Genomic DNA, 24,768 nt, shown 5'->3' with positions numbered 1-24,768 from the left:
TATGGAACCTGTTGAATGGATCGTTGGCCTTGTCTTGTTAATTGGCGGTTATGAGCTTTGGGGAAAAGAGGAACCTCAAGAGCCAGTCGCCGTGGAGGTAGTCACGGAGCAATCGATTGTATCGGATGAACCTCTTTTTGAGCGGGGCCGCTATTACCGTACTAAAGATGGCTATTACATCAGTAACCTCACTCCAGATCCTCAAAAGGTGGATGGGTGTGATCGGCCTGTTCTTACTGCGGACCTGACGGCTCCAAGAGGCGATGAAGGTCAGATCCAGGTAACTGAAGTTGACATCAAGTGTGAGGGATAGATGAAAAAGCTCGCATATATCTTATTAGGCTTTTTGGTGGCCACAGGAGCCTACGCCAACAATCAAAACACGCAGGGTAGCAATAGTGCGACTGTGATTTCAGATATGAAGTCCACCCTCGACAAAGAAGCTGCTTCTTCATTAACCGAGAAAGACAGAAGCCTTGCCAAACAATGGATGCTTTCTGAGACCGACTGGGTTAAGTACAAGCAAATCATGAGTGGGCCTCGTGGAATCTGGTCCCCCGGCCTTGATCCAATAACCGCTTTAGGAGTATCTGAGACCGACCCGCAGGAGCGGAAGCGATACGCTGAGCTTTGGATAAAGATGGAAACCAGAAGGGCGGAGTTAGAAATGGCGTTTGAGGTTGAACGTCAGCGTGCGGCCAGCCGCATCCTCGGCAATCAGTTGGCTGTCAACAACACATCCTGGATAAGAGAGTGGGAAGAAAAGCGTGTTGAGGTCAATAAGCAAGTGATTCTTTTCGTTGACTCTGAGTGCAAAGAATCCTGTAAATCGATGTTTGAAGAACTTCATGCATCAGTTGGTGACAACGCTCGACTCGACATTTTCTTCAAACAAGGTGCGTCTTCCGATGACATAGGCCAGTGGGCCTCGTTCATGAAAATCGCGCCAGAGGTTGTTCGAGCAAGAGCGATTACCCTGAATTTCGATGAAGGCAAATCGACAGAACTGGGAATTGATATGAGCACTCTGCCCCAGGTGAGGGTAGTCGATCTCAAGTCCGGAGCAGTAACAGCAACCTACAAGTAGTGGTGGGTTATGAGAATACTCCTGATTTTCTTACTTGGACTTGTATCTGTTTCTGCAATCGCTAACCAAAGCAACGTTCCAGATATGTATCGCCTGGTAGCTGAAGAAAATCGGGTACCGGCGAAACTTTTTTATGCTCTCATTCTTAATGAATCCAGATCTCTGACTTCATCAGGTGAGCGATCAAAAGTTCTGCCGTGGCCTTGGACAATCAACCATCGAGGACAGCCTCACTTCTTTCCCAGTAGAGAGAAAGCGTACCTGTTCGCGAAGTCTTTGTTAGACCGAGGGGATAAACAATTCGATGTCGGGCTTGGACAGTTGAATTGGCGATGGCAAGAGCAACGATTTAAAGGTTTATGGGAAGCCTTCGATCCCTACATCAATCTCAATGCAGCCGCGCAACACCTCCGAGAGCAATACGACAGGCCTGAGTGCAATAGCTGGGAGTTGGCCGTTGGATGTTATCACCGTCCTGGTCAGCGAATACAGGACAAAGAGATAGCAAGAAACTATACAAAGAGGGTCATTTCATTATGGGCAAAAATCTAAAAAAATTTTCAACTATAGCCGTCCTCCTCGGGACGGCTTTGGCTTTCAGCCAGACCTTCGCCGCTGAGCAGAAATCATCCCCGCATATGCCTTGGTTTGAGACCGAGGTTATCGAAGATCGCGGAGGTCAACCTATTGACCCTTATCTGCCAAAAAACAACAACACACTGGAGCACATGAAAAAGCTCTACGACGAACGACGTTCAAAGAAGCTGGTTCACTCTCACTTTCCGGTGGTAACCGCCTCTATGTCTGTTGGTCGGGTGACAGAGGATGAGGCCAGAGATGTGAAATATCAGATGGCAACGAGGCCCATGTTCATCATCGGATACGATCCCGTTTCGATTAAATGGCTGTCTTCAAACAAAGAGTTGTTGAAGGAGAAGAAAGCTATTGGACTTGTAGTGAATATCCAGACCAAAGAACAGATGGAGGAGCTTCAATCAATTGTTGGTGAAGGTGTATTGATGCAACCAACTCCAGGCGATCGTTTAGCTGAACATTTAAAAATCAGACATTACCCGTTCTACATGGATAATCAGGGAGTGATGCGTTAATGGCAGATCATCCACTAGAGGTTCTACTAAGGCCGCCAGTAGAGTTGTGGTCAGGAATTGTGGCTCTTTCAGCAGGCATTATTTGTGGTACAGCGCCCTCAACACTCATGATGACGCCAAGTGTAGGGTATACCTCTGCTGCTATCCTTGCTGGACTTGGTTTGTATCGGCTGAATCAGGGCTCTCAAATACTCAGGTATCAGCGTAATCTCAAGCGGCTCCCGCGATTTGCGATGTCCTCTTCACAGATACCGTGTTACAGAAATCACCTCTATCTCGGACAGGGATTTAAGTGGGGACAGAAACATACCCAGCGCTTGAAAGATACGTTGTCTCCTGCGGCAAAGCGATACCTAGAGCCCTCCAAGATCTACTCAGCAATCAGGAAGTTCGAGAGAGATGTTGAAAACACCAAATTACAGGCGCTCGCGAAACTAACCAGCAAAGATCATGTGCTGAATCCTTTCAGACCGCTTCCACCCATAGGCGGCAATCCTGCCATTCATGCTGTTGAACTCAACGAAGAAGAAGTACTTCTGCCAATGAGCGAAAGGGTAGGGCATACCCTGGTTCTTGGAACGACCCGTGTGGGTAAGACACGTCTAGCAGAGATTTTGATAGAGCAGGACATTAGACGCGGCGATGGCCCGGTTATTGTATTTGATCCTAAATCTGATGCCGGTTTATTAACGCGCATGTATATGGCAGCAAAACGAATGGGCAGGGAAGATGACTTCTACGTTTTCCATCTGGGGTTCCCCGATATATCCGCCCGGTACAACGCGGTAGGCAACTTTGCCCGAATTACAGAAGTGGCCAGTCGAATTTCTGGTCAGCTTTCATCTGAAGGTAACAGTGCAGCATTTAAAGAGTTTGCTTGGCGCTTCATCAATATCGTTGCTCGTGCCCTCGTATCCCTTGGCCAGCGTCCGGATTACAACAACATTCTTCGGTACGTAACGGACATCGAACCTCTGTTTTGCGAGTACCTGGAATGGTGGCTTCCTCGTAATGCAGAGCAAGGCTGGGTTGAAGACATCAACGACATGACCCACGACGCAGAAAAGCAATACAAGTCGAATCCACGCTTGGCAAAACATGCCAACGCAAGAACCGAGGCACTGAGAAAGTATGTTGAACAGATGGGAGTCAGCGATCCGATCGTCCTGGGTTTGCTTTCTGCACTACGCTATGACCGCACGTACTTCGACAAGCTGGTAGCGTCTCTTCTACCACTTCTTGAAAAACTCACAACTGGCAAGATAGGCAAACTAATTGCACCGGACTATTTCGATGTGAATGATGACCGTCCTATCTTTGACTGGACACAGATCATCCGGAAGCGTGGCATTGTCTATGTTGGACTCGATGCCATGACAGACACAGAGGTTGCAAGTGCCGTAGGCAATTCCATGTTCTCAGACCTGGTATCAACCTCCGGTATGATCTACAAGCACGGTTTCCAGCACGGGATGTTGGATGGAAAAGCCAACGCTATGCCCAAGATCTGCCTTCACGCAGATGAATTCAATGAATTGATGGGTGATGAGTTTCTACCGATGGTCAACAAATCGGGTGGCTCCGGTATGCAGATCACTGCCTACACCCAGTCCAGGGGGGACATTGAAGCTCGGCTTGGCAATGCAGCTAAGGCACGTCAGGTAGAGGGCAACTTCAACAACCTGATCATGCTTCGCGTGAAAGAAAAGGATACGGCTGAGTTACTTACCAATCAGTTACCTGAAGTGGAAATATCACAAAAAATGACTGTATCGGGTGCGTCGGATTCGTCTGATACGGAGAACAACATCGACTTTACCTCCAGTACTCAAGACCGTATCTCAATGCTCCGCGTGCCCATGCTGGAACCAAGTCATGTGACTGCATTACCAAAAGGGCAGGCGTTTTGCCTTCTTGATGGAGGTCATCTTTGGAAAGTACGTTTTCCGCTTCCGGTTGAGGACGATGAAGAGATGCCCGAGAACTTACAGGCGCTGACCAAGGAAATGGAAAAGAACTATCACACGGCAGAAGCATGGTGGGTATAGCAGATGGCGGAATCTAGTGTAGCCAGGGCAGAGCACCCTGTTGCCAAGAAAGGGTTTATCGGGAAAACCTTGGATCTCATATTCAAGGTCATTGGGTTACTTCTCTTTTCGGCTTTAATGTCCATCATCATTGAATGGATCGGTATGGTTTTCTTCTATCCAGAGCAGGGATACACCGGGTATGAACATGCTGAAGAAATGATGAGGAAAGAAATTAGTTATCTGGGAAGCTCTCTCGATGGTGACTCCCTGAATGGTGAAGCCGTCCAGGCCGCGAGTGGGAAGGTTACCGATGTGGTGAACTTCCTTTTCATTGATTCCGGGATAGTGGACATGCTGACTTCTGCAAAAACGCCGGACGCAAATGATGGTAAGTTCGTTCGGTTGGTCAAAGGGCTGATTGCTGAGTATTACAACTACTTTATGGCAGCCATTTACATTCTGATTATGTTCTTAATCCGACTGTCTATCCTGGTCCTATCAATACCGGCGTTTCTCCTGTTTGGATTAGTTGGTGTCTCGGATGGACTGATGCAAAGGGATTTACGGCGTTGGTGTGGTGGCAATGAATCTGGGTACATCTATCACTGGGCCAAACGCTTTGCTATGCCGGTTCTGATTATGGCGTGGGTAATCTATCTGGCCATCCCCAACAGCATACATCCTAACTTCATTATCACGCCTTTTGCTGTCTTGTTCGGACTTGTTTTGATGGTTATGACCAGCAAGTTTAAGAAGTACCTCTAAGCGCAAAGACTTAATATTTACTCCCACAATGGCCGCGACTCAGCGGCCATTTTCTTATCAAAAAAGGGTCATCGAGTAATGACCCAATAAATCAGATTTCCTGCCTGTCCGTTTGTTCTAATTCCTACCATCGCAATTCCACCTGAAATTCAAGTGACTCGATGATGAACAAATTGATAACTCTTCTCCTGGTGAGCTTCGTGAGCCTTCCGCAGGTGTCTATGGCGGATGTATGGGCTGAGCGTGAAGCGCTGGCAAAAATTAAAAATGAATTGGCTGCGCTGGAAGCCTTGGTGATGACCGCCAAGATGCGCAGTAACTCGAATGATCGGACGACGTTCGATTACCAGGTTCTGTTAGATGACCTGAGAAAGATCCAAGCCGGAATTTCTCATCATCTGACGGTGCCGATGGAGCCAGTGGTTCCATCGTCCATCGATGCTCTCAGTAGTGACTATACGGAGCATCAAAAATGAACGCTGCTCAATCTGCTGCATTTGAAGAGGGCACGGGAGATTTTTTTACCGCTGCTGAACTTCTCTGGACTATCCAGGCAATCGGCACAACGGCAGTGTTTCTTTATGTCGCCTGGCTGTGCTACCGCGCATACGACGACTATGGGGCGGAGGTCATTACTGCAAAGGACATGATAATCGTATGGTTTCGTGGTGTCTTTGTGATGATGGTACTCCTTTACCTACTTGTTAACTAACCAACCTTCAAAGTACTTAAAGGAGTTAATCCTATGAAAAACCTGATCGTAACCTGCAAAGACAAGCTGGCCGCAGTGAAAACTACACTGGCCACTATGTTGTTCTTCGCCTTCTCCAGCGCTCACGCTGCTCTACCTGATACTGCTGACCCGACCAACGCGGCTGCTGATGGTGACTACATCGGCCTGTTGAAAGGTTATGCCTTTGACATCGCGATTGTTCTCGGCTTGGTACTTGGCACCATCGCTTTCCTGGCGGTCGCCAAGAACATGGTAGCTGTCTACAACGACATCGGTGCTGGCAAGAAAACCTGGGGTGACATGGGTATGCACGGCGGCATGGGCGTACTGCTTCTGGTATTCGTCGTGTACCTGCTGACTGAGGCAGCCGGGATCATCTTCTAATGAAAGAACCTGGAATGAACGGACGAGAAATCGAGTTCATCCCCGACCGGCTCATCGAAGAGCCGGTCGTCTTTCGGGGACTGACCGATACCGAGGTCGTGATGATTATCGTGGCCGCAATCATTTTCTGGATTCCCGTCTGCGTAATCTTGCTCATTCCATTTGGTTGGGCGTTGTTCGGAGTGGGTATTGGCTTCGGCATGGCCATAGGCACTTTGCTGGTTGTGGGCAAATACCTTCAAGGCCTCAAGCGACGAATGCCTGACGGCTTGCATGTGGTGTACCTGAAAAAGCAAGCGCAGAAGAAATATTCATTTTTCAACTTCGGATACATCGAGACATCACAGAGTTGGGACATCCGACGAGATCAACCCGTTAAGAAAATCAACATGGAGCCCGAGGAGTAGGCTAGATGGCAAGATTAAAGAAAGCGTTAGATGGTCGGGACTCTCACATTCTGACTCTGCGAATCCTTATCGGCATATTGGCAATTGCCTTGTTTTATTCAATTGCTGGATGGAAGGCCGCACCTGAACACATCAAGATTGATATTCCACCGGATCTTCGTTCTGGCTCAACACGCGGTATCCAGGAACGTCACCCTTTTAACGTCTACGCCTTCGGCTATTACATCTTCCAGCAAATGAATAACTGGCCAGTGGAAGGTGTTGAAGATTACAAGAAGCAGATTAATCGCCTTAGCTGTTACATCACACCTCGCTTTAAAGGTGAGCTTGAGCGTGACTACGAACAACGCCTGAAACGACATGAGCTAAACCGTACTCGTGCTCTTCAGGAAATGCCAGACCGTCCCTATACCGACAAGCGAGTGTACGTTGAGTCCGGTGATTCGTGGGTTGCCTTTTACGATGTGAATATCAAAGAGACATTCCGTTCAGAGATCGTGAAAGACATCTTTGTGCGTTACCCCGTTCGCATCGTTCGATGGGATGTTGATCCTGAGTGCAACCTCTGGGGTTTGGCCCTGGACGGTTTCTATAAAAATCCGAAACGCCTTGAAGGTAACCAGCAGGAAAACGAAAACGTTCAAGACACGAGCGGCGAAGTGGCGGGAAGATAACGATGAAAAAACTACTTAATAAAGCAGCATTGATTGTCGCCGTGGTTGGGTTTTATAGCGGCTCGGCTTTAGCGACAGAGATCATTCACTACACCAATCTGCCAGTGACTATCGAACTGCGAAAGGGTGAAGAACGCAGTATTCAGTTTGGTGATCACGTTCAGGTAGGTATTACTAAAGGGCAGCAGATGAAAAAGCTGTTCCGGGTACAGTCGGCTCAGGGGGCGGTGCATTTTCTACCATATGAAGAGTTTGACAAGCAGCGTGTACAAGTTAAGCGACTGACAGATGGCCGCGTCATCCTTCTCGACCTGATTGCTGGGAAGGAAGATCCAAATGCAAAGCCGTTGGAAGATATTCGGATACTTCTGGAATCTGAAAACGTCGTTCCTGAAGATGAGCGTCAGGTATCAGATTCTCTGATGGACATCCCGGTTATTACACCAGTTGATTTGACTCGGTTTGCGGCACAACGACTATATGGACCAACGAGACTACATCGTGATCGTCCCGGAATCACTGAGACGACTTTGGGAGTAAAGGGAGCGGTTCGTGTCTTTAAGGGTGAGAACAAATACAAGACGTATTCCAAACCGATATTAGCCTACCAAGGTGGTGGTTATTATCTGGCAGCTATTCACATCAAGAACACCTCTGAAGATGAGGTAAAGCTGAACTACCTCGATCTCAATCTGCCGTTTTCTCACGCTACTTTCCAACATCATATGTTGTATCCAAACGGTACACCGGGCGACAGCACTGTGCTGTACCTGATTTCAGAAAAGCCATTGAAGGAGACGCTTTACCCCTGGACCTACTATCAGGACCTCAAAGCGGAGGCTGAAGAAATGGCGCGACTCGAAGAAAAAGCGGAGGCGGAGAAGAAGCGCAACCGCCATAAACACAAGTAAGGGGCTTCGGTATGAAATCAAATATTGTTATCAAAGCCTTGGCGGTCGTAATCGTCGTCATCCTTTTGGTTGTTGTGATGAAGGGCCGCAAGGAAAAGCAAGTTACCGCACAAGCGCCTGGTCAAGCGACTGAATTGACCGGGTTGTCTGCTATTGAGAGCGGTCCTGCACAACCGGACAACGGCCTCGCTATTGACCCACTTGAAGAGGGGTTTCTTGAAGAAGAGTACGGTGTAGACGTTGATAGTCCAGTTGAGACTATGAGAACGCTTACCAACGAAACTCGTGCGGTTCGCGAAGACTCAGTAAAGCTTCAGGAAGAGAACAAGCGTCTAAAGCAAGAGATCGACAAACTCCTGAAGATGGAGGAAAGCCTTAATAAGCGAATCAATAGCCGGTTTTCTAATGCAGAAAAAGATGCAGCGGAAAAGCAGCGCGAGCTGGAGCACACTCAAGATCTTACTCGTGGCCTGATCAGCAAACTCGAAAAGCGCCTTGAGGAGTTACAGCAGGGAGGCAAAGAAAAGGGCGGCAACACAACTGCGAACGGTTATGACATTGGCAATGCCGGAATTCCAAGTGGTTTGGGATATGACGAAAACGGTATGCAGGTTGATTTTGATCAGGTTGTTTGGACGAATCCGATTGACGCCAACGTGGACCCGCGTGATCCGACAAAGATCAGTCTTCCTGATTTCAGTGCAGCAGAAGAAAATCTTCCAGCGTTAGCTAAAGGACCAACCAAGTCCAAGAAGCAAACCAAAGAAGAGCGGTCTGTCAAAGCTTATACCATTCCAATCAACGGTACCTTGATTGGCTCAGTTTCCATGACGGCCATGCTTGGACGTATTCCGATTAATGGTCAGGTTATCGACCCTTATCCGTTCAAGGTGATGGTGGGTGAGGAAAACCTGTCTTCCAACGGTATCCATATACCAGGCGTTACCGGCATCAAAATGTCGGGTATTGCCAAGGGAGACTGGACCCTTTCCTGTGTGAGTGGGGAGATCACTTCCATGACGTTCACATTCCAGGATGGAACCATTGTGACCTTCCCGGAACCAGGTACAAAAACGACAGATCCGATCGCATGGTTCTCAGATAAGAATGGTATCCCATGCATTACTGGTCAGCGAATTACAAACGCTGCTTCATACCTGACATCTCGGGTAGGGCTTACCGCAGCCGCTTCATATGCAAACGCGGAAGCCGCAAGCCAGTTCACCACGCAATCCAATAACAATGGCGGGTTGACCAGTGGGTTAACTGGCGATCCGAAGATTGTTGCCAAAAATACAGCTATTTCAGAAGGCCTTAACGAGGTGACTGATTGGCTGGATGCACGCCAAGAAAATTCCTTTGACGCTATCTATGTACCACCTGGTACCGAGCTGGCTATTCACATTTCAGAGGAATTAAAAATTGACTATGACCCAGAAGGTAGAAAGGTAAATCACTATGCGAATATTAACCGTCGTTCTGACCGTCACCTTGATTAGTATGTTGAGTGCCTGTGCTACCAAGGATTCCATTATTCCGGTACCAGAGCACGACATGAAGGAAGTCTACAACAGACACATGCAGGGCATCGGGGATGGTGAACTGTATGACAAACGTTCGTTGATTCGTCGCCCAATGGTTGAGGGAGATGTGGTCTTGAGCGATTACGTCCGTACTGAGAAGACTCAGCTTGAAGCTCGATTCAAAACGCTTCCCAATCCAACCATGTACATGTTTGTTGCGCCACACCTGGCTGCCGATACGCAAGTGCCGATTCCAGGCTATCTCACCGAATTCAAAATGTGGGATCGGGAGCACTATGCGTTACCAGGTGAGATCAGCGATATGAAATCCAGCTTTGAGGGAGAGTGAGCATGAGTTTTGCGCAAAAGCTGAAGGAAGTTTTTATTCCGCCAAAAGACGATCAGGAGCCTGTTGCAAATCAGCCTCAGCCAGAAGCCGAGACTGAGGAACAGGTAGAAGGGAAGAAGAAACCTTTGACCTCGATGGACGCTGCTCGCATTTATGGCAGACCTTCATCGTTTGTGCAGAAACTTCCCTGGTACGAGTTCCAAACAGAATCTCAGACCATCCTACTCGATGACGGCAAATCCGTAGGTGCTGTTTTCGACATAGTGCCGATTGCGACTGAAGGCCGTTCATACAACTGGCTCCAGGATCGTCGTGACATGATTCAAGATGCTCTTCAGGACTGCTTCGAGGAGCTTCCATCTGGGCCGTGGATCATTCAGCAATATACCTATGACGATGACAACATGGAGGAGTATATCGACAAACTCCGTGCTTATCCGAAGGCCTATTGCAAGGATACCAAGTACACCAAAGAGTGGCTGGACATCATGGAGGCGCACTTACGGGGCATCTGTAAGGAGGGCGGTCTGTTCGAGGATAAAGAAGTCCTTGATGCTCCTTGGGGAGGCAAGATCCGCCGCATCAAAATGGTGGTCTATCGCAGACTTCCGCCAAAGTGGAAATCTTATGCTGGCATGACGCCAGAAGAAGAGCTGAATGATGTAATCCAGAAACTGGAAACCGCATTCAGGGATGCTGGTATTTCGCTGATCCGGAATAACGGGAAAATGTTCTACGAGTGGATGTTGGGTTGGTTCAATCCTCGTCCACTTCTGACGAATGGGGATAAGCGTAAATTCCGTGAGTTGGCCAGCTACGTTGATGAAGATGATCTTCCCTACGGCGATGACCTAGCGGAAAGCCTGTTCTTCAATTTGCCGAAGTCAGACGCTGAAAATCAGACATGGACCTTTGATGAGCTGCCTCATCGCTGTATTCGCGTACACAAACTCCGTCGAACCCCAAAGATTGGCCAGATCTCAGGTGAAGTCGGCTCGGTGACACCAGATGGTGCTTCAACCGGCAAAGCCAGTTGCATGATGGACAAAATGCCTCCTGGTACCATTATGGCCACCACGATCATCATTACTCCCCAGGATGAAGTTCAGAATCACATTAATCGTATCCAGGATAAGTCCAAGGGCGAATCTGTAGATGCGACTATGGCACGTAAGGACTGTGATATTGCCAAGAACCTCATGGGCAATAAACACAAGTTGTACCGTGCCATGATGTGTGTGTACATCCGAGGTGAAAACCTGAAGGATTTGCGCAAGAAGTCAAACCAGGTCAGTACAATGTTGCTGACCAATCAGTTAGCGCCAGTACGCGAAGAAGATGAATCTCTGGGTCTGGATGCCTACATATACAACCTGCCGATGGTTTACGAGCCAAAGATGGATCGTAATTACAAAGCCACTCGTCCTGTCTGGTCTCAGCACCTGGCAAATCTTTCATCGGTCTTTGGCCGACATCGCGGTACCGGCAATCCCGGCCAGACCATGTATAACCGTGGCGGCGAACCAATATCATTCGATCCGTTCCATAGTCAGGACCGGAAGAAGAATGCACATGGTCTGATCCTCGGGCCTACTGGTGCGGGTAAGTCTGCATCGATTACCAATATGGCCTCACAAATCATGGCTTTGCTACGGCCTCGTTTGTACATCATCGAAGCCGGTAACTCCTTTGGACTTCTGGCGGACTATTTCGCTGACAAGGACATGACCGTTAACAAAGTGCAGTTGAAGCCCGGTGCTGGCGTAACGCTGCCGCCGTTCGTTGATGCGGACAAGTTGTTGGATGCGGACGAAGAGGAGCTTCTTGGCTCTCGAATCGTCAGTGACACCTCCATGATCACTGAAGATGACCTCAGAGCTCATATCCCTGAGAAAATTAAAATCGACGATACCTACAAAACCTATAACGAACTGACTGAGCTGGAGCGAAAGCACGTTCGAGATAAGGCCGCTATGGATGTCATCGCCGAGATGATGATGGCAGAAGACAGCGACGGTGACGATGAGGGAGATGAACAGCGGGACATTATGGGTGAGATGGAAATCATAGCCACACTCATGATCACCGGTGGTGAAGAAGAAGAGGCTAAAAAGCTCACCCGTGCAGACCGTCGAATGATTCGGGATGCCATTCTCAATGGTGCAAGAAAAGCGCGGTCGGAAGGTCGCCGTACCATGACTTCAGATGTTGCTGATGGCTTCAGCATGATCAACAAAAATGACAACTACCCTGAGCACAGAAGAATGCGTGCTTTTGAGATGGGTGAATCCCTGCGGATGTTCTGTGATGGCTTTGAGGGCGAAGTGTTCAACACCGATGGTGAAGCCTGGCCTGATACCGATGTGACCATCGTGGACTTGGCTACCTTTGCCCGTGAAGGTTACAACGCTCAGCTTGCTATCGCATACACCTCCATCATGATGCGCATTAACAACCTTGCGGAGAAGCATCAACACGATGAGCGTCCTATCGTCATGTTGACGGACGAGGGCCACATCATCACAACGAACCCGCTGTTGGCACCGTTTGTTGTGAAGGTCGTGAAAATGTGGCGTAAGTTGGGGGCCTGGTGGTGGGTAGCCACGCAGAATATGGCTGACTTCCCGAATGCAGCGAAGAAGATGCTCAACATGATTGAGTGGTGGATCTGTCTGGTAATGCCTCAAGACGAGATTGAAGACATCGCCCGCTTCAAGAGTCTCAACGAAGAGCAGAAGCAACTCATGCTGTCTGCGAAGAAGGAACCCAAAAAATATACCGAGGGCGTTGTTCTTTCGGAAAACATGGAAGCCCTGTTCCGAAATGTACCACCTTCACTTTTCCTCAGTCTTGCAGGGACGGAGAAAGACGAAAAAACAGAACGCGCCAAGTACATGAGGCAGTTTGGTATCACCGAAGTTGAAGCGGCTGAATATGTCGGTCGCATGATTGACTACTACCGTGGTATCGCTGAAAAGCCCGAAGACCCTAAGCCGCGCAAGGCTATGAGCAAGGAAAAAGCCTTAGCCAGAGAAACTCTCGCCCGTCTTGAGCGTGAGAGTGCTGCACTTTCAGAAGAACAAGCAAATTCTGAAGTGTTGAAGGTATTGCAGGAAGATATTGAGGCTGACCAGGAAGAGGGAGTTTCTGTATGACGCCTGTAAGATTTCTTTTTGTACTTCTGATGCTTGGCTGCCAGTCGGTATTAGCCAATCCAATCAGTAATATCCGTGTATTCCACACGGATGCTGTTCCTGTTCGAGAAGACCTCAAGCTGCCGCCCAGCATGGTGGTTCATGTGTACAACATGGACACCAAAAACAATGCCACGGCCAAGCTCAACGAGATGGTGAAAGCCAAGCTTAGCTCGAATGTTGGGCCTTCAAATTATCGAGACGCCAATCAGCAGGCATTCAGTGAAGTGCTTAATGGACCGCACTGGCGTTCGCTTTATGAAGAAATGGAAGAGGGTGGCGAGGCCATCGAGTACGCCATTCGATTCAGAATCAAAAAGCTGCCAGCCATTGTGTTTAACGATAAGTCAGTGGTCTACGGCGTTACCTCTTTACAAGAGGCGATCAGAATCTTCAACAACAAAGGGGGTGATAGATGAAGAAACTACTGTTTGTCGTCATCGCGCTCTGTTTATCCGGCATGGCAGGTCAAGCATTCGCGTACCCGGATACATGGACGCAGTTTGACCCGAATGACCTTGATGCAGCTCGTGACCAGACTATGGGGAATACCCAGCAAATGCTGGAAGAGCGGGGGAGCGTTGAGTGTATTGCATGTCATGGTGAGACGAACGATCAATATGATGGAGTAATGAATACCCTGGAGATCAGTGAGGCTACCATGTCAGCGGCACTGTCCTGTATGAACTGGGAGCTTCGCGGAATATGCGTTTGGATGACTTGTCTGGTTCCACCGGTATGCTCATTCAGTACCTCACTAAAGGTGAAGAACCATGTACCTGATCTGGTCATTCAGTCCTATGACCGGGCAAATGGCGAACCTTGGACGGAATCGCAGGATATTAACCAGGTTTCTCAGGGGGATGCCGATTCCTCATGGGTAACAACCATCATCTCCTGGATTGAGGATTATAACGTTGATGATGTTGGTATCCGTGGTGGGGTGAGTACAGAGGCGAAGAAAGACCAGCACGCCAACCTCTACTTCAAGCTGGTGGATGCCTACGGTAACCCGTCGCTGATTGCGTATAACGCTTTGGCTCAAACCACATTTGGCCTTGTCTGCGCCGGACAGACGTTTCCGTTTTTCCCGTATTTCATATCCAACCTGGATTCCATTGCATGGCGTTGGGACGTGCCGGAGATGTTCTACCCCCAGTCATGGTTACCGCTGGTCAACACCTGGGATCTTGGTTCAGTGACCAACAACTATGGTGCAATTTACCCGCGCCACGGGTTTATGACGGCTCAAGACCCCTTGAAGGCAGGGGTGCTGTCCGCGTTCCGTGCCGCACATTTCATCACTCGCTCTGGTGAGCCTCATCTTTATTACACCATTGATAAAGCCGACCAGGACGGGTACTGGCCATCCGACCCATTGGACAAGGACAGAGAAGACACGGGTATTTGGCAGATGCTTTACCCTCGTACCGACAGTTCCTGCCAGCGTTTCCCGTATGGCGGTAATCCTTCGAGTAATCGGCGTTCTACTGATGGCAGCTATATCTGGAATTTCTGGAAGTCTTACAAGTGCTGTACGCGGCAAGGCCAGCAACTGATTTTTCATACGGGTTAATGAAGGGGAACAACGACAATGCAAATCAGATTATATAAAGGTCTGGCAGTCATGCTGTGCGCTGCGCTCTCGGGTGTAGCAACCGCAGACAGCCTCGAACACTCGCCACGTCTGAAGGGTGCCATCGATTACGAAATTGGTGGTGGTTACATTTCAGATGCACCTACTCGAATCCATACCGTGCCCATCCTGGAGTTAGGGATTGGCTGGGACCTGAATATGGAGTGTGGTGAGTTCGATCCGCGTATTTCGGTGAGTAACCAGCTTAACGGTATTACCGAGGGCTTCCGGAACATGATGGATAACATCATTCAGTCTGCAACTGGTGCAGTAGCGAGTTTGCCAGCTCTGGCAATCCAGCGTGCCAATCCCGGTCTGTATGACATGCTTCAGCAGGGTATTTTGCAGGGCAAGATGGATTTTGAGTGGGCAGAAACCTCCTGTGAGGAGATGTCTCGGGTATTGATGGGAGAGCAATCCTTCCCGTTTGAGAAGTACAAGCTATCCATTAAGACGAATAACTGGGCTGAGGAAATCAATGCTTCTGGTGGGGATGCGATTCGTGCCAAGGAAGCACTTGATGATACCAACCACGGTAATGCCGGTGCAGAGTGGGCTTGCGGTACCAATAAAGGGGGAACTGGCCAGCAACCTATTCGTGCTCTGACGGACGTGGTTCAGGTCGGCTACAACATCATGTTCGATCGGGCAAACAGTTGTGCCACTTCCACCGTAGGACCTGCTGACGGTCAGGGTACTCCCCTTTGGGAATACTGGAACGGGCCGGTCGCTGCCTCGAACTGGTCAACACGAGTTCTTGGTGACATTGAGATGAGAACCTGTGATGGCTGTAAGAAGATGCGCGGTACGCCGGGCAAAGGTTTGACCTACATGCACAGGGATATGACCGATGACCTCATTGAGGATCTGGAAGACCTGGTTACCGGTGCAACTCAGTTGACCTGGCAGAACCTCAATCGTGTTTCTGCACCTCCAGGTGTAATCATAAACGACACCATCATCATGGCTATTCGTAAGCGCGATGCTCAAGGGCAGGGCGAAATGATCCGCAAGCTTGCGGGTGAGATTGCCTACGCTCGCCTGGTCGAGCAAGGACGCTTGTTAACTCAATTGCTCAGAACTGGCGTCAAGGAGCCAAATGTTGCGGCGTTTGAACCGGCAAAGATTGTTGTGAACGACGCGATTGATCAGTTGCAGGTTGAACTGGACCAATTGGATCTTGAAATCAAGACCCGACAAGCCATTGCTCAGAACACCATTCTCCGAATCCTGGGACAGGAAGAGAAGAACGTTCAGAACACACGCAAAGTTGATCGCGGCAAGGCTTCTGGTACCAACCAACTGGGACAGCCAAATTGATGAAAAGCGTAGGCAAATTCTTTGTCATCAGTGTAGGGGGCCTATTGGCCCTCATGGTGCTGGGCATGATTTTCAGCGCCATCTTTGATGTCAAGCCAGATGAAATTAAGGGCGTAGACCTGATTGGTGGCTGGATGTGGTACCGCATTGGATTCTACGTGGTCGTAGTTGCCGCGTGGACTCCAATTTGTTGGTTCATTACCAGGCCAAGGTTTAATCCAGATGAACTATCTGATGAAGATCGTGCGGAATATGAAAATAAGCGAGAGCGTGACATCCAATACTTGAAGTCCCAATGGTGGAAGATGGCGCTAATGTTTGCATTTTTTGAAGCGGTCATCATCCAACAATTCGGACTATAGAAAATGATGCCACACAACATTTATGAATTTATGTACCAGTTTTTTGGGCTCGATCTTGGGGTCTATGAATGGTACCTAATGGTTACCTCTTGTGTGATTTGCTCGTTGATGATTGCCGCAGTGACTTACGGAGTGATCAAGGAGAATAAGGAAGAGCGGGGTATGGCCAACTATGGTAGCTAACAATCTACTTGAGATTTACACCCTGCTCTTTGGGTGGAATATGTATGAGGCTATTTGGGATGTCCTTGTTGGATCTGGATTAGCATTGATTCCATTCATTGCGGCCGTCATTTCCAACTTTCGCGACAACTATGAAGATAGCGACGCAGAATCTACTATCAAAGGCCTGGAAATTAAAGTTGTCAGCATGATCCTTGTGTTGATGCTCTGCGTGATTCCTTATAAAGGTTGGGAAATCGACTTGGCCACGGTCAAATATGATCTGGAGATCCCCGACTGCAATCCTCCGGCGAATACGGAAGGGCAGGGCGATAATACGGCCACCGCTTATGATGACAGCTTCGCTGATATGGGTGGAATCGGCGTGTATAAGCCGGTAGCCTGGTCGTTCGTGGAATTTCTGTCCAGCGCAGTCACCCATACAACAATCAAGTCCATGTCCTGCGTGAACAACTATGAGTTCATGCTGATGCGTATCAGTCAGATCACCATTCAAGACCCGGAACTGAGACAGCGTGTTCGTGACTTCCATGAAGTTTGCTACAAAAAAGCGCTGGAGCGTTTCGAGCTGAATCCTATCGCTTTACCGGCAAATATCTCAGCGGTTCAGGATGTAGACTGGATCGGTTCTCGAACCTTGCTGAATGCGGTGGATGAATACTACCAACATCCAGAGGCCTACATGAGGAATATGGAGAGGTTTGGATTCAACCGGCAAGCGGCCATAAGGGATTCTGACGCTGCGCATGAAACTGGCGCTCATCCGTACTGCCGGGAAGTCTGGCTTGGTGAAGAAGGTCCTGGTGTCGTAAACGAAGCCCTTGGCTTGAGACAGCTTATCCTCGATGACATCCCAGCCGATGAGGCCGGTGATATTCTCGATGACTGGATGGATTGGGGATCTCAGGTAGTTACCGTGGGTGTTGCAGATGACAATACCAAGGAAGACCTCATCATCAAGATGATCATCCAGGCGGATGCTGCGAACCTCAGTTCTCAGACTGATGTGGATCTGAGCAATAACTTTGACACTGATAAGTCATGGTATAAGGAGGCTGCGGATGTGGTATTCGCCGGTGCAGGTCTCTTTACCAGTATTGATGAGTTCTTGCAGACCCATACCATGAGGCAAATGGTTAAAGTGGCGGGACCGATGATTCTGGCCTTGATCCAGATGGTCGTCATTATGGCCGCACCGTTTGTATTGCTGTTCGGCCAGTACCGTCTGAGTGCCTTTGTATCTATCGCCTTGGTCTACTTCAGCTTTGAGTTTATCAATGCAATCTGGGCTGCGGCATTCTGGTTCGATAATCGGGTATTGGACATTTACATGTCCCAAGCGGGTTGGTTTGATATAGCAACCAATAGCTTCCTTGTCTCTGCCGTCAGTGCCGGTTCCATTATCCTTCTACCTGGTATTTGGCTGTCCATTATGGCCTATGCTGGTGCGGGGATGGTTCGCGGAATGGGCATGGGTGGTGTAGGAGGCGGTACCGCTTCCGGTTCGGGTTCCTTCCGAGGAGCTTCTGGTCGAGCTGGAGGTGCAGCTTATCGGGCCTACCGTGGCAGAAGTGGCGGCAAGAAGTAGAAGCTGGAGCTCGTTAGTCGAATGGCCCCTCGTGGGCCATTCTTCTTAGTAGACAGAGGAAATTGACAATGACAGACCTTGAGCTGCTATTAGAGGTAGGGCGAAATTGCGTAGATATGCAGCTTTGCCGAGTTCTCAGCGACTATCGGGGTGAGCACCTGGCTTTGGCTAAGACGCATTCATTGGTGTTTGGAGAAGGGCTATCTCGGAGTAAACGTGGAAGTTATGTGGTACCAGGATTCCTTCACTCATCCGGGTTATACCCAGAATATTACAGCGTTTATCTAAGGGCGTTGTCCGCGCCAGACTGGGTAAGGGAGCAATATGCTATCTGGCAGGATGCACGCAAAGCGCTTCCCTACTTGAAATGCTCTATGCCATATGAAGAGTTGCTTAGTCTCGCGCCCGATATGAAGGCCGCGCTTCTTATGCATGAGAGCAGAAGAGTAGATTCTCTGGAAGATGCGAGTGAATACATAGATGGATTCACAAGTGGGCATCATCGGGATGTCTTGGATCTCCTGACCAATGCCGTCAACAATGTGCCTCCAGGGGAATTGAGAGGCTGCTGGGTTTATATGGATGAAGATTATCTCATTCAGTTTGATCATGTACTGGATAACTTGCAGTGCTTTCGATGTGACTACATTGTCAGCGGTGCTGACTACAAGGGAACTCATGAAATAGATGAGGATTTAGCTCAATCCTTGGATAGAATATGCGCGGCCAGTCCTGAAAATATTGATGAGCAGGTGAACCGAGAGATCATTCGTTACTGGAATGATCGAGTGAAGAACCTAGCTGGCGACCCTGTTTCAAAGAGACTGAGGGCGAGATCAATGAAAGATATTTTGACGATAAAATAGTGCGGGGGATTACTCTGCTTTGGAGAAAAAATGAAAGGAACATTCAATGCAGTCCTTGTGTTTAGCGTGGTTTCTTTGTCAGCGTGTTCAACGATTGGAAAGAAATCACCGGACCAACTGGTATTTGATGCAAGTATAAACAGAGACAACAACAAGGCTGTTATAGAAGCCATTCAATCTGGCGCATACAGCACGCTTGAAATCGAAGCCATCGCTCAAAAAGCTATGGACCAGCGTCTTTGTAGTCTGGCCTATGACGTGACGAGTAATTATCAACTCGATCCAAATCTGAAAAGCAAATATCAGACGTTGTTTCAATGCCTGTTGCTTGATAAGCAGTATGACGCTGCCTTGTCGATGCTAAAGCAAGGTGCTAATCCAGAATTCATAAAGGAAGCACGATACGAGCGTAACGATGCCCTGGAGGAGGCTACTGCATGGGGAGCGATTGATGTTGTTGATGAACTCCTAAGATTGGGCATGAAGCCAACCAGTAAAGCGTTCTATCTTGGAGTCTCTGGGCACTATCATTCCAGCTATGAGACAGCAGTGAAGTTTGTTGATATGTTCAAACCATTTATGTCCAGCTTCGACGTTGATTACGTCTTCGTGAACAAGCCATTGCTCTACGAGGTAACGACAGAGCGGAAGTTCAATGTCGAGCAAAGACGAAATCTCGCGAAGATGCTTCTTGATAACGGGGCAGATCCCAACAAGGGAATCAATAAAACTGAGTATGGTTCAGCGCGCAATGTTGATTACATTGAAACTACTTATATGGTGGTTAAAGGTATTCCTGAGCTTACTTCTCTTTTTCTGGTTTATGGGGCGAAGCCAGAATATGAACAAATGCGTGAGCAGGCCAAATTCTTGTCAAACCTAAAGCCCGGAGACAAATCGCAACAGGGGCTGGTTGTCGAGATTAAGAATAACCTGGTTCTGCTTCAACAAAAGGATGGTCAGCGCTGGATTCCGATAACAGAAATTAAGCCTTGAAATAAATTACTCCCTTGCACCCAGGGGAATTACAAAGAAGCGAAGGAACCTTATGCGATGTTCGATGACGGGTCGTCCAATGGAGTCCGGTGACGGCATATATGAAGACGGTGAATGGATTAGTTGGGACTGGATAAACAGCCAATTGCATCACCAAGAGCTCATATCTGAATTCCCCCAAGCACAAATAGTCGAGGTCATTCAGGTTTTCGAGGATTTAGTGCGTTCAGCATATGAATATCACCTATTGACGGGGCGCTATCTCCAAATATGGGGGGAGCTAGGTGAGCTCTATGCTGAAATAAAACATGGTGTTCAGCGTCATCGACCAGGCACGCAAGGTTCCGACGGTCGTATAGGTAACGATTGGGTCGAAATTAAAACTATATCTCCTGAGAAGGGTAGTAACAACGTTGAGGTAAAAAGGGCTGGTAATTTTAACAAGCTAATTGTTGTTAAAATCAGTGAAGACTTTGAATTTGAATCAAAGGTTATTTCTCGAAAAAGCCTTGGAAAGGGGGCTGGTAAGAAAGCCAGATACTCTTGGGGTTAAGCCTGATTTATGAAAACGGCTTTGGTGGATCATTGTCATAATAGTGTTTCGGATGTCCATCCCAGATGTCATCAGCATTTCGCTCCCGTTGGTCATACGCTCCTGGTGAGCTTGATGGTGTTTGCCTGATCCAGGCAAAGAAAATTACGGTGATGACAAACCAGATGATGCTAAACACCTTGGCTACTATCCAACGTAAAACCCGATACGGCCAAAACCGTTTTAAAGAAGCATCCATTGCGGCTCCCTCCTGTTTGATAGCATGGCCTGAACCCAGCCATACCAGTAAGGCTCCAGTGACGGCGGAGATCACATGAAGCCAGGGTGATACGAGCTGCCAAGGCTTACCAGAGAATAGTGGACCCAGGCCATACGCAATCAGAGCTGCAATCCCTGTCACCGCAAGAATTATCAGTCCGAGTACGTTGTAGAACCGTTCACGACGACTGAACGGATAATCAGTTAATTTGTTCTGTAATCTGATCATATTCTAACCAAGTGGGTCCAACCCAGATATTTCGCGTCATGGCAGAGATTATACCAAGAGTTATCCACCAATTTCTGTGGATAATCTCCGGGTATTAAGCGGCCACCTCTTTCCAATCCCAGGGCGTAAAACGGGTTTCCGAGGCCTCTAGCAGCTCAAGAACGGCTGTCTCCCCTTGGGCCACGGCCTGCCGTACATCTTCAATATTAACCACATCCTTCTCATAGTCCATCCAGGAGAGGTGCTGATCCTCCTTGCCATTGGAGCGATAGTGGCTTTCACCGCCCTGATTGCAGTTGTGCTCCTGCCAATAATAGCTGTATGAGATTCCCTGCTGCCGGAGGTGATCGAGAATTACTTCAAGCCGAAGATCGCCACGACAGTTAATCCCGCCAATTTGTAGTTTGGTAATACCTTCGGAGTCATCAGATACCTGGTTGAGAATCTCGATGTCAGTTGAGGCGAAGAGGGCTGTCACCTTTTCGGTATGTACGGTACGGACGATCATAGATGTTTCGATTGTCATGTTAAGGTTCCTTCTGGTTAAAAAAGAGATAGTTGTGTTTCTCTAAATCCCAACTCCGAAGAGGGGAAGTTTTCTAAAAGCTTGCGTGCGAGGTCGGTCTCGTCGGCAAACCGAGTATTTGGTTGAAGTAGCGGTTCCAGCACCTCCTTTGCTTGGTATAACTCAACGTCTGTAGGGAAGACCCAATAACAGTTACTTGGGCAGCTCATGCAAACACCAAGACAAGACAGCGCATCCTTGATTGAAGTATCTGCCCACTGAGGAAGTCGAATCTCTACATGACCGTGCATATTGATTCGGACCTTCTTCCAACCAAATTCTTTATGTTCGTCTCCGATCAGGTAGCAGAGAGGTGACTGCTCCCGGTACAGCTCCTCGGCAACATGCTGTAGACCTTCTTTGTCCAGCTCGGACCCATGCGTATGGCGATAGCCAGTATGAGAAGCCCACTTGCCGTAGAAGCCCCATCCTCCGCACGATTTCTCCGCATAGCCTTCGAGGCCAGACACGATAATCGGTATTCTTTGCACGGATTCTTCTTCTGCAAAGGCACCGTTGAGACTCATGATTGCGAAGCCTCGCTGGTGGCAATGACAGATTCATTCAATGAAACTGACTCTTCACAGTCATGGCAGTAGGATTCATCGTATGTCGCATAGAGGACGAATTCCTGAGCAGTGACATCCCACGATGCGAATGCGTCCTTAACCACATTGTCACCGCCGCATTTTGAGCATGTCAGTTCGTATGCGCCGACTGGTGGCCGGTTGCGAACCGATTCAAGTCGGTACTCCTGCTCTTTTCCAAATGCGTGACATTGGTTTTCAGCCCATTTCATCACGCCGGATGGAATATGCTTTTTCAGCTCATCCATTACCCAGACTGGCATAAAGTAACCGGTACTGTTATTGGCCTCGGCAAGAGTTTTATTCAGGGTCTCTTTGCACATGATTTTGTCCTCTGCTTCCGTAAAATCTGTTTCATAATCAGACTCTCATGAAAGTTCGGACTAGCAACTGTACTTAGGTGCTAAGAGCGGTAAATCTCGATGAATATCTCTCGTGCTGCTTGCTCTGCTTTAAGACACATTTCCACATCAAACCAGCCAAAGTGACAAGCTTCGTGTTCAATGCCGAGTTTCTCTGCTAGACGCTTATATGCATCACTTCTGGTAAGCCTGCCTGACTTGTAAAGCGCCTCAAACGGCGATTTACAGCGCTTCCTTGCTTCACGCATCTCAGTGGTTGCGAGGGTGCCAAGCGGTATGTTGGTGAATGGGTGCATACCAACATAAGAGCCACATCCTTTACAGCGATATGCCCAAGGCCAGTCTCCGTAGGACCGACCATAAAGCTCATCATGATGAACAATTTCCACTGTATCGCCGCAATGCTGGCAGTCCGATGGGATAGGAAGAGGATTCTTGACCCGGTTCATAGCCTTCAGGCTTGGGTTCCAAGGTGTCTTCGGTTGCATAGTTGGGACCTATCGAAAAACAACACGTTGGGTGCGTGTCACGCATTGGTTTTGAACTCTGTTGCAGACCTCAGCAATGATGTAGCCGCTGAATGGGAGAGCGAAGACGGCTTCTGAGAGATTGAACCTATTGCTTCCGCATTGGCCTGTCATGTCCGGTAGGTAATAACAACTGAGTGTGAAGTAGTCGCCGTCATAGCAGTACCGGTCGTCGTCATCGCAGTCCAGGTGATAAATGGGTGTGGCGTCCTGGGTAGACTGTTTATTTCCAAGGTAGTAGGTGAGCTCGTACCCTAGATCCGGCTTACCAAGTCGGATGAATAGAAGAAATTCACCATCATTGAAATACGGGTCAATTTCTGGGATTTCGTCGAGCGCATTGTCATTGCTACCGATAACGTAGAAGTCTTCTATGGACAGCACGCCAGTGTCCTGGAAATCTTCGGGCTTGCAGCCAGTCAATGCTGTGATGACGGCTAATAAAGAAAATATAAATAGGCTTTTCATGTTGGATTCCTTACGCATAAAGTGCGGTGTGAAAAATATGTTCAACCGTGAAACCACGGAAAGGCTCGGTGGTATCAACAATCTCCTGCAATTGCTCAATGCTGAACTTCGCAAGAACGTCCTCTTTGTAGTGTTCATATAACCCCGCTACGCCACACATCGTGGCCACGCGCAGAAGGTTCCTGCGATCTTCAGCTGAAGCTTTTGCTTGTCCAGCAAGTACCGCTAATAGACGGTCCAATATGTCTTTATCCATTTGTCTACCTTTGCTTTGAATGAAGGAAATATGCTCAGTTGAACTGCAATTTCAGCGTCCGCTTTACTCGGACAACTTTCACCTCACCCAAGTAGCTATATCTGCGCTGGAAGTGATAGTCGTCCCAATGCTCAAAATCTGGCGCATCTTGTTCTCCGATCCGCTTCACTTTGTTCTCTGTCTTCTTGCCGTAAAGCTTGTAGACATTTCCCGATTCAAAGACGACGGTATCTGGATTTCTGGCGTTAACAATCGCGGCATTACCTCTTTCCACGATGGACATTGACTCTTGGTGCATGACGGCATCTCCCTATTGATGATTCCAACGTACCCCAGAAACCTGAACTAGCAACTCCGGTCAAAAGTCAGTATTTTGGGGAAATCAACCAAGGATTAGGGAGGGCATATAGTGAAGGTCTGCTGGCTACAGCTTGTTTTTATGGTGCTTGTCAGTGGCGCATGTTTAGGTGCGCGAGCGTCAGAACAAGAACAGGTATCTTTCTCCCTGGTCCGCCTGGTTCAAGACCGCTCCTTCTATGCGGGACGCTACCAACCGATCATCGATGGCCGATTCAACATACAATTAACATTCAATGGCCAGACTATCAGCCAATATCAATTCAGTCCTGGTGCTGCTCTGGGAATCACTTCAACAGTGGCGTTTGTAGCTGACCAGAGAGGGCAAGCATTTACCTTAGAAGGCGACACAGATTCCCTTAAAAATGGTCAGTGCATCATGTATCTAAGATCTGGTGGTGTTGTACGTCATTGGGCTTTAATGACTTTGCACGACTGTCTTGAATGAGTTGCTGGATCAGAATCCCGTGAGATATTCGAGTAACAACT

General features: G+C 48.4%; 33 protein-coding genes. 25 read left to right on the top strand and 8 right to left on the bottom strand.

Annotation, left to right across the window (positions count from 1 at the left end):
- The first annotated feature begins 1 nt into the window (after nt 1).
- The 24 genes from ACF8D4_RS00605 (at nt 2) to ACF8D4_RS00490 (ending at nt 20,670) form a co-directional block, all read left to right on the top strand.
- Nucleotides 2-313, top strand: a complete 312-nt coding sequence (locus ACF8D4_RS00605) for a hypothetical protein (RefSeq protein ID WP_392468146.1) — start codon at nt 2-4, stop codon at nt 311-313.
- Nucleotides 314-1,087 carry a TIGR03759 family integrating conjugative element protein gene (locus ACF8D4_RS00600; protein WP_392468144.1) on the top strand — a complete coding sequence of 258 codons (774 nt, stop codon included), beginning with the start codon at nt 314-316 and terminating at the stop codon, nt 1,085-1,087. It begins immediately after the preceding gene.
- A gap of 9 nt (nt 1,088-1,096) precedes the next feature.
- The gene (locus tag ACF8D4_RS00595; protein ID WP_392468141.1) at nt 1,097-1,639 is read left to right on the top strand and encodes a transglycosylase SLT domain-containing protein; all 543 of its coding nucleotides are present in this window, start codon (nt 1,097-1,099) and stop codon (nt 1,637-1,639) included.
- On the top strand, nt 1,624-2,196 hold the full coding sequence (locus ACF8D4_RS00590) for an integrating conjugative element protein (protein ID WP_392468138.1): 573 nt from the start codon (nt 1,624-1,626) through the stop codon (nt 2,194-2,196). The genes ACF8D4_RS00595 and ACF8D4_RS00590 overlap by 16 nt, the downstream gene beginning before the upstream one ends.
- Entirely contained in the window at nt 2,196-4,244 is a 2,049-nt protein-coding gene (traD, locus tag ACF8D4_RS00585) for a type IV conjugative transfer system coupling protein TraD (protein ID WP_392468135.1), read from the top strand. The genes ACF8D4_RS00590 and traD overlap by 1 nt, the downstream gene beginning before the upstream one ends.
- A gap of 3 nt (nt 4,245-4,247) precedes the next feature.
- The gene (locus tag ACF8D4_RS00580) at nt 4,248-4,991 is read left to right on the top strand and encodes a TIGR03747 family integrating conjugative element membrane protein (RefSeq protein ID WP_004748806.1); all 744 of its coding nucleotides are present in this window, start codon (nt 4,248-4,250) and stop codon (nt 4,989-4,991) included.
- 161 nt (nt 4,992-5,152) lie between these two features.
- Nucleotides 5,153-5,467, top strand: a complete 315-nt coding sequence (locus ACF8D4_RS00575; RefSeq protein WP_206536189.1) for an RAQPRD family integrative conjugative element protein — start codon at nt 5,153-5,155, stop codon at nt 5,465-5,467.
- Complete coding sequence (locus tag ACF8D4_RS00570) at nt 5,464-5,703, top strand: DUF3262 family protein (RefSeq protein WP_004748808.1); 240 nt, start codon at nt 5,464-5,466, stop codon at nt 5,701-5,703. The genes ACF8D4_RS00575 and ACF8D4_RS00570 overlap by 4 nt, the downstream gene beginning before the upstream one ends.
- Before the next feature lie 33 nt (nt 5,704-5,736).
- Entirely contained in the window at nt 5,737-6,108 is a 372-nt protein-coding gene (locus ACF8D4_RS00565; protein ID WP_004748809.1) for a TIGR03745 family integrating conjugative element membrane protein, read from the top strand.
- 14 nt (nt 6,109-6,122) lie between these two features.
- Entirely contained in the window at nt 6,123-6,515 is a 393-nt protein-coding gene (locus ACF8D4_RS00560; RefSeq protein ID WP_236643033.1) for a TIGR03750 family conjugal transfer protein, read from the top strand.
- A gap of 5 nt (nt 6,516-6,520) precedes the next feature.
- Nucleotides 6,521-7,189, top strand: coding sequence for a PFL_4703 family integrating conjugative element protein (locus ACF8D4_RS00555; protein WP_004748811.1), 669 nt, complete (start codon nt 6,521-6,523; stop codon nt 7,187-7,189).
- Between the two features lie 2 nt (nt 7,190-7,191).
- Nucleotides 7,192-8,100: a TIGR03749 family integrating conjugative element protein gene (locus ACF8D4_RS00550; protein WP_392468130.1), complete on the top strand. Its 909-nt coding sequence runs from the start codon at nt 7,192-7,194 to the stop codon at nt 8,098-8,100.
- An 11-nt stretch (nt 8,101-8,111) separates the two neighbouring features.
- On the top strand, nt 8,112-9,599 hold the full coding sequence (locus ACF8D4_RS00545) for a TIGR03752 family integrating conjugative element protein (protein WP_392468127.1): 1,488 nt from the start codon (nt 8,112-8,114) through the stop codon (nt 9,597-9,599).
- Nucleotides 9,559-9,972: a TIGR03751 family conjugal transfer lipoprotein gene (locus ACF8D4_RS00540; protein WP_392468124.1), complete on the top strand. Its 414-nt coding sequence runs from the start codon at nt 9,559-9,561 to the stop codon at nt 9,970-9,972. The genes ACF8D4_RS00545 and ACF8D4_RS00540 overlap by 41 nt, the downstream gene beginning before the upstream one ends.
- Nucleotides 9,973-9,974: 2 nt before the next feature.
- Nucleotides 9,975-13,127, top strand: coding sequence for a conjugative transfer ATPase (locus ACF8D4_RS00535; protein WP_004748815.1), 3,153 nt, complete (start codon nt 9,975-9,977; stop codon nt 13,125-13,127).
- Nucleotides 13,124-13,585: a DUF1525 domain-containing protein gene (locus ACF8D4_RS00530; RefSeq protein ID WP_392468121.1), complete on the top strand. Its 462-nt coding sequence runs from the start codon at nt 13,124-13,126 to the stop codon at nt 13,583-13,585. The genes ACF8D4_RS00535 and ACF8D4_RS00530 overlap by 4 nt, the downstream gene beginning before the upstream one ends.
- Nucleotides 13,582-14,742 (top strand): TIGR03756 family integrating conjugative element protein, encoded by a 1,161-nt coding sequence (locus ACF8D4_RS00525; RefSeq protein ID WP_392468119.1) that lies wholly within the window; start codon nt 13,582-13,584, stop codon nt 14,740-14,742. Before ACF8D4_RS00530 ends, ACF8D4_RS00525 begins: the two co-directional genes overlap by 4 nt.
- A gap of 18 nt (nt 14,743-14,760) precedes the next feature.
- Nucleotides 14,761-16,122, top strand: coding sequence for an integrating conjugative element protein (locus ACF8D4_RS00520; protein WP_392468116.1), 1,362 nt, complete (start codon nt 14,761-14,763; stop codon nt 16,120-16,122).
- Nucleotides 16,119-16,484 (top strand): hypothetical protein, encoded by a 366-nt coding sequence (locus tag ACF8D4_RS00515; RefSeq protein WP_392468114.1) that lies wholly within the window; start codon nt 16,119-16,121, stop codon nt 16,482-16,484. Before ACF8D4_RS00520 ends, ACF8D4_RS00515 begins: the two co-directional genes overlap by 4 nt.
- Before the next feature lie 3 nt (nt 16,485-16,487).
- On the top strand, nt 16,488-16,667 hold the full coding sequence (locus ACF8D4_RS00510; protein ID WP_392468112.1) for a hypothetical protein: 180 nt from the start codon (nt 16,488-16,490) through the stop codon (nt 16,665-16,667).
- Nucleotides 16,657-18,255, top strand: coding sequence for a conjugal transfer protein TraG N-terminal domain-containing protein (locus tag ACF8D4_RS00505; RefSeq protein WP_392468110.1), 1,599 nt, complete (start codon nt 16,657-16,659; stop codon nt 18,253-18,255). The genes ACF8D4_RS00510 and ACF8D4_RS00505 overlap by 11 nt, the downstream gene beginning before the upstream one ends.
- 68 nt (nt 18,256-18,323) lie before the next feature.
- Nucleotides 18,324-19,121, top strand: a complete 798-nt coding sequence (locus ACF8D4_RS00500) for a hypothetical protein (protein WP_392468108.1) — start codon at nt 18,324-18,326, stop codon at nt 19,119-19,121.
- Between the two features lie 30 nt (nt 19,122-19,151).
- Complete coding sequence (locus tag ACF8D4_RS00495) at nt 19,152-20,117, top strand: hypothetical protein (RefSeq protein ID WP_392468105.1); 966 nt, start codon at nt 19,152-19,154, stop codon at nt 20,115-20,117.
- A 79-nt stretch (nt 20,118-20,196) separates the two neighbouring features.
- Nucleotides 20,197-20,670 carry a hypothetical protein gene (locus ACF8D4_RS00490; protein WP_392468103.1) on the top strand — a complete coding sequence of 158 codons (474 nt, stop codon included), beginning with the start codon at nt 20,197-20,199 and terminating at the stop codon, nt 20,668-20,670.
- A 7-nt stretch (nt 20,671-20,677) separates the two neighbouring features.
- On the opposite strand, the gene ACF8D4_RS00485 is transcribed toward ACF8D4_RS00490, so the two are convergent.
- The 8 genes from ACF8D4_RS00485 to ACF8D4_RS00450 all read right to left on the bottom strand — a co-directional run bounded on the left by ACF8D4_RS00485 (nt 20,678) and on the right by ACF8D4_RS00450 (nt 24,220).
- A complete protein-coding gene (locus ACF8D4_RS00485) occupies nt 20,678-21,157 on the bottom strand; it encodes a hypothetical protein (protein WP_392468101.1) in 480 nt (159 codons plus the stop codon).
- A gap of 94 nt (nt 21,158-21,251) precedes the next feature.
- Nucleotides 21,252-21,683, bottom strand: a complete 432-nt coding sequence (locus ACF8D4_RS00480; protein ID WP_392468099.1) for a hypothetical protein — start codon at nt 21,681-21,683, stop codon at nt 21,252-21,254.
- Between the two features lie 17 nt (nt 21,684-21,700).
- Nucleotides 21,701-22,249 (bottom strand): hypothetical protein, encoded by a 549-nt coding sequence (locus tag ACF8D4_RS00475; RefSeq protein WP_392468096.1) that lies wholly within the window; start codon nt 22,247-22,249, stop codon nt 21,701-21,703.
- The gene (locus ACF8D4_RS00470) at nt 22,246-22,632 is read right to left on the bottom strand and encodes a hypothetical protein (RefSeq protein WP_392468094.1); all 387 of its coding nucleotides are present in this window, start codon (nt 22,630-22,632) and stop codon (nt 22,246-22,248) included. Before ACF8D4_RS00470 ends, ACF8D4_RS00475 begins: the two co-directional genes overlap by 4 nt.
- Before the next feature lie 80 nt (nt 22,633-22,712).
- Entirely contained in the window at nt 22,713-23,159 is a 447-nt protein-coding gene (locus tag ACF8D4_RS00465) for a zinc-finger-containing protein (protein ID WP_392468091.1), read from the bottom strand.
- 9 nt (nt 23,160-23,168) lie between these two features.
- On the bottom strand, nt 23,169-23,666 hold the full coding sequence (locus tag ACF8D4_RS00460; RefSeq protein WP_392468088.1) for a hypothetical protein: 498 nt from the start codon (nt 23,664-23,666) through the stop codon (nt 23,169-23,171).
- Nucleotides 23,667-23,676: 10 nt separating this feature from the next.
- Nucleotides 23,677-23,922, bottom strand: coding sequence for a hypothetical protein (locus tag ACF8D4_RS00455; protein WP_392468085.1), 246 nt, complete (start codon nt 23,920-23,922; stop codon nt 23,677-23,679).
- Nucleotides 23,923-23,956: 34 nt separating this feature from the next.
- Nucleotides 23,957-24,220 carry a hypothetical protein gene (locus ACF8D4_RS00450; protein WP_392468084.1) on the bottom strand — a complete coding sequence of 88 codons (264 nt, stop codon included), beginning with the start codon at nt 24,218-24,220 and terminating at the stop codon, nt 23,957-23,959.
- A gap of 111 nt (nt 24,221-24,331) precedes the next feature.
- On the opposite strand from ACF8D4_RS00450, the gene ACF8D4_RS00445 reads away from it, so the two are divergent.
- Nucleotides 24,332-24,727: a hypothetical protein gene (locus ACF8D4_RS00445; protein ID WP_392468081.1), complete on the top strand. Its 396-nt coding sequence runs from the start codon at nt 24,332-24,334 to the stop codon at nt 24,725-24,727.
- Nucleotides 24,728-24,768 lie beyond the last annotated feature (41 nt).

The sequence above is a fragment of the Shewanella sp. YQ_9 genome, from assembly GCF_043103185.1.
Taxonomy (GTDB): domain Bacteria; phylum Pseudomonadota; class Gammaproteobacteria; order Enterobacterales; family Shewanellaceae; genus Shewanella; species Shewanella algae.
The sequence above is the reverse complement of the archived record's forward strand: the minus strand, read 5'-3'. Positions and strand labels throughout refer to the sequence as shown.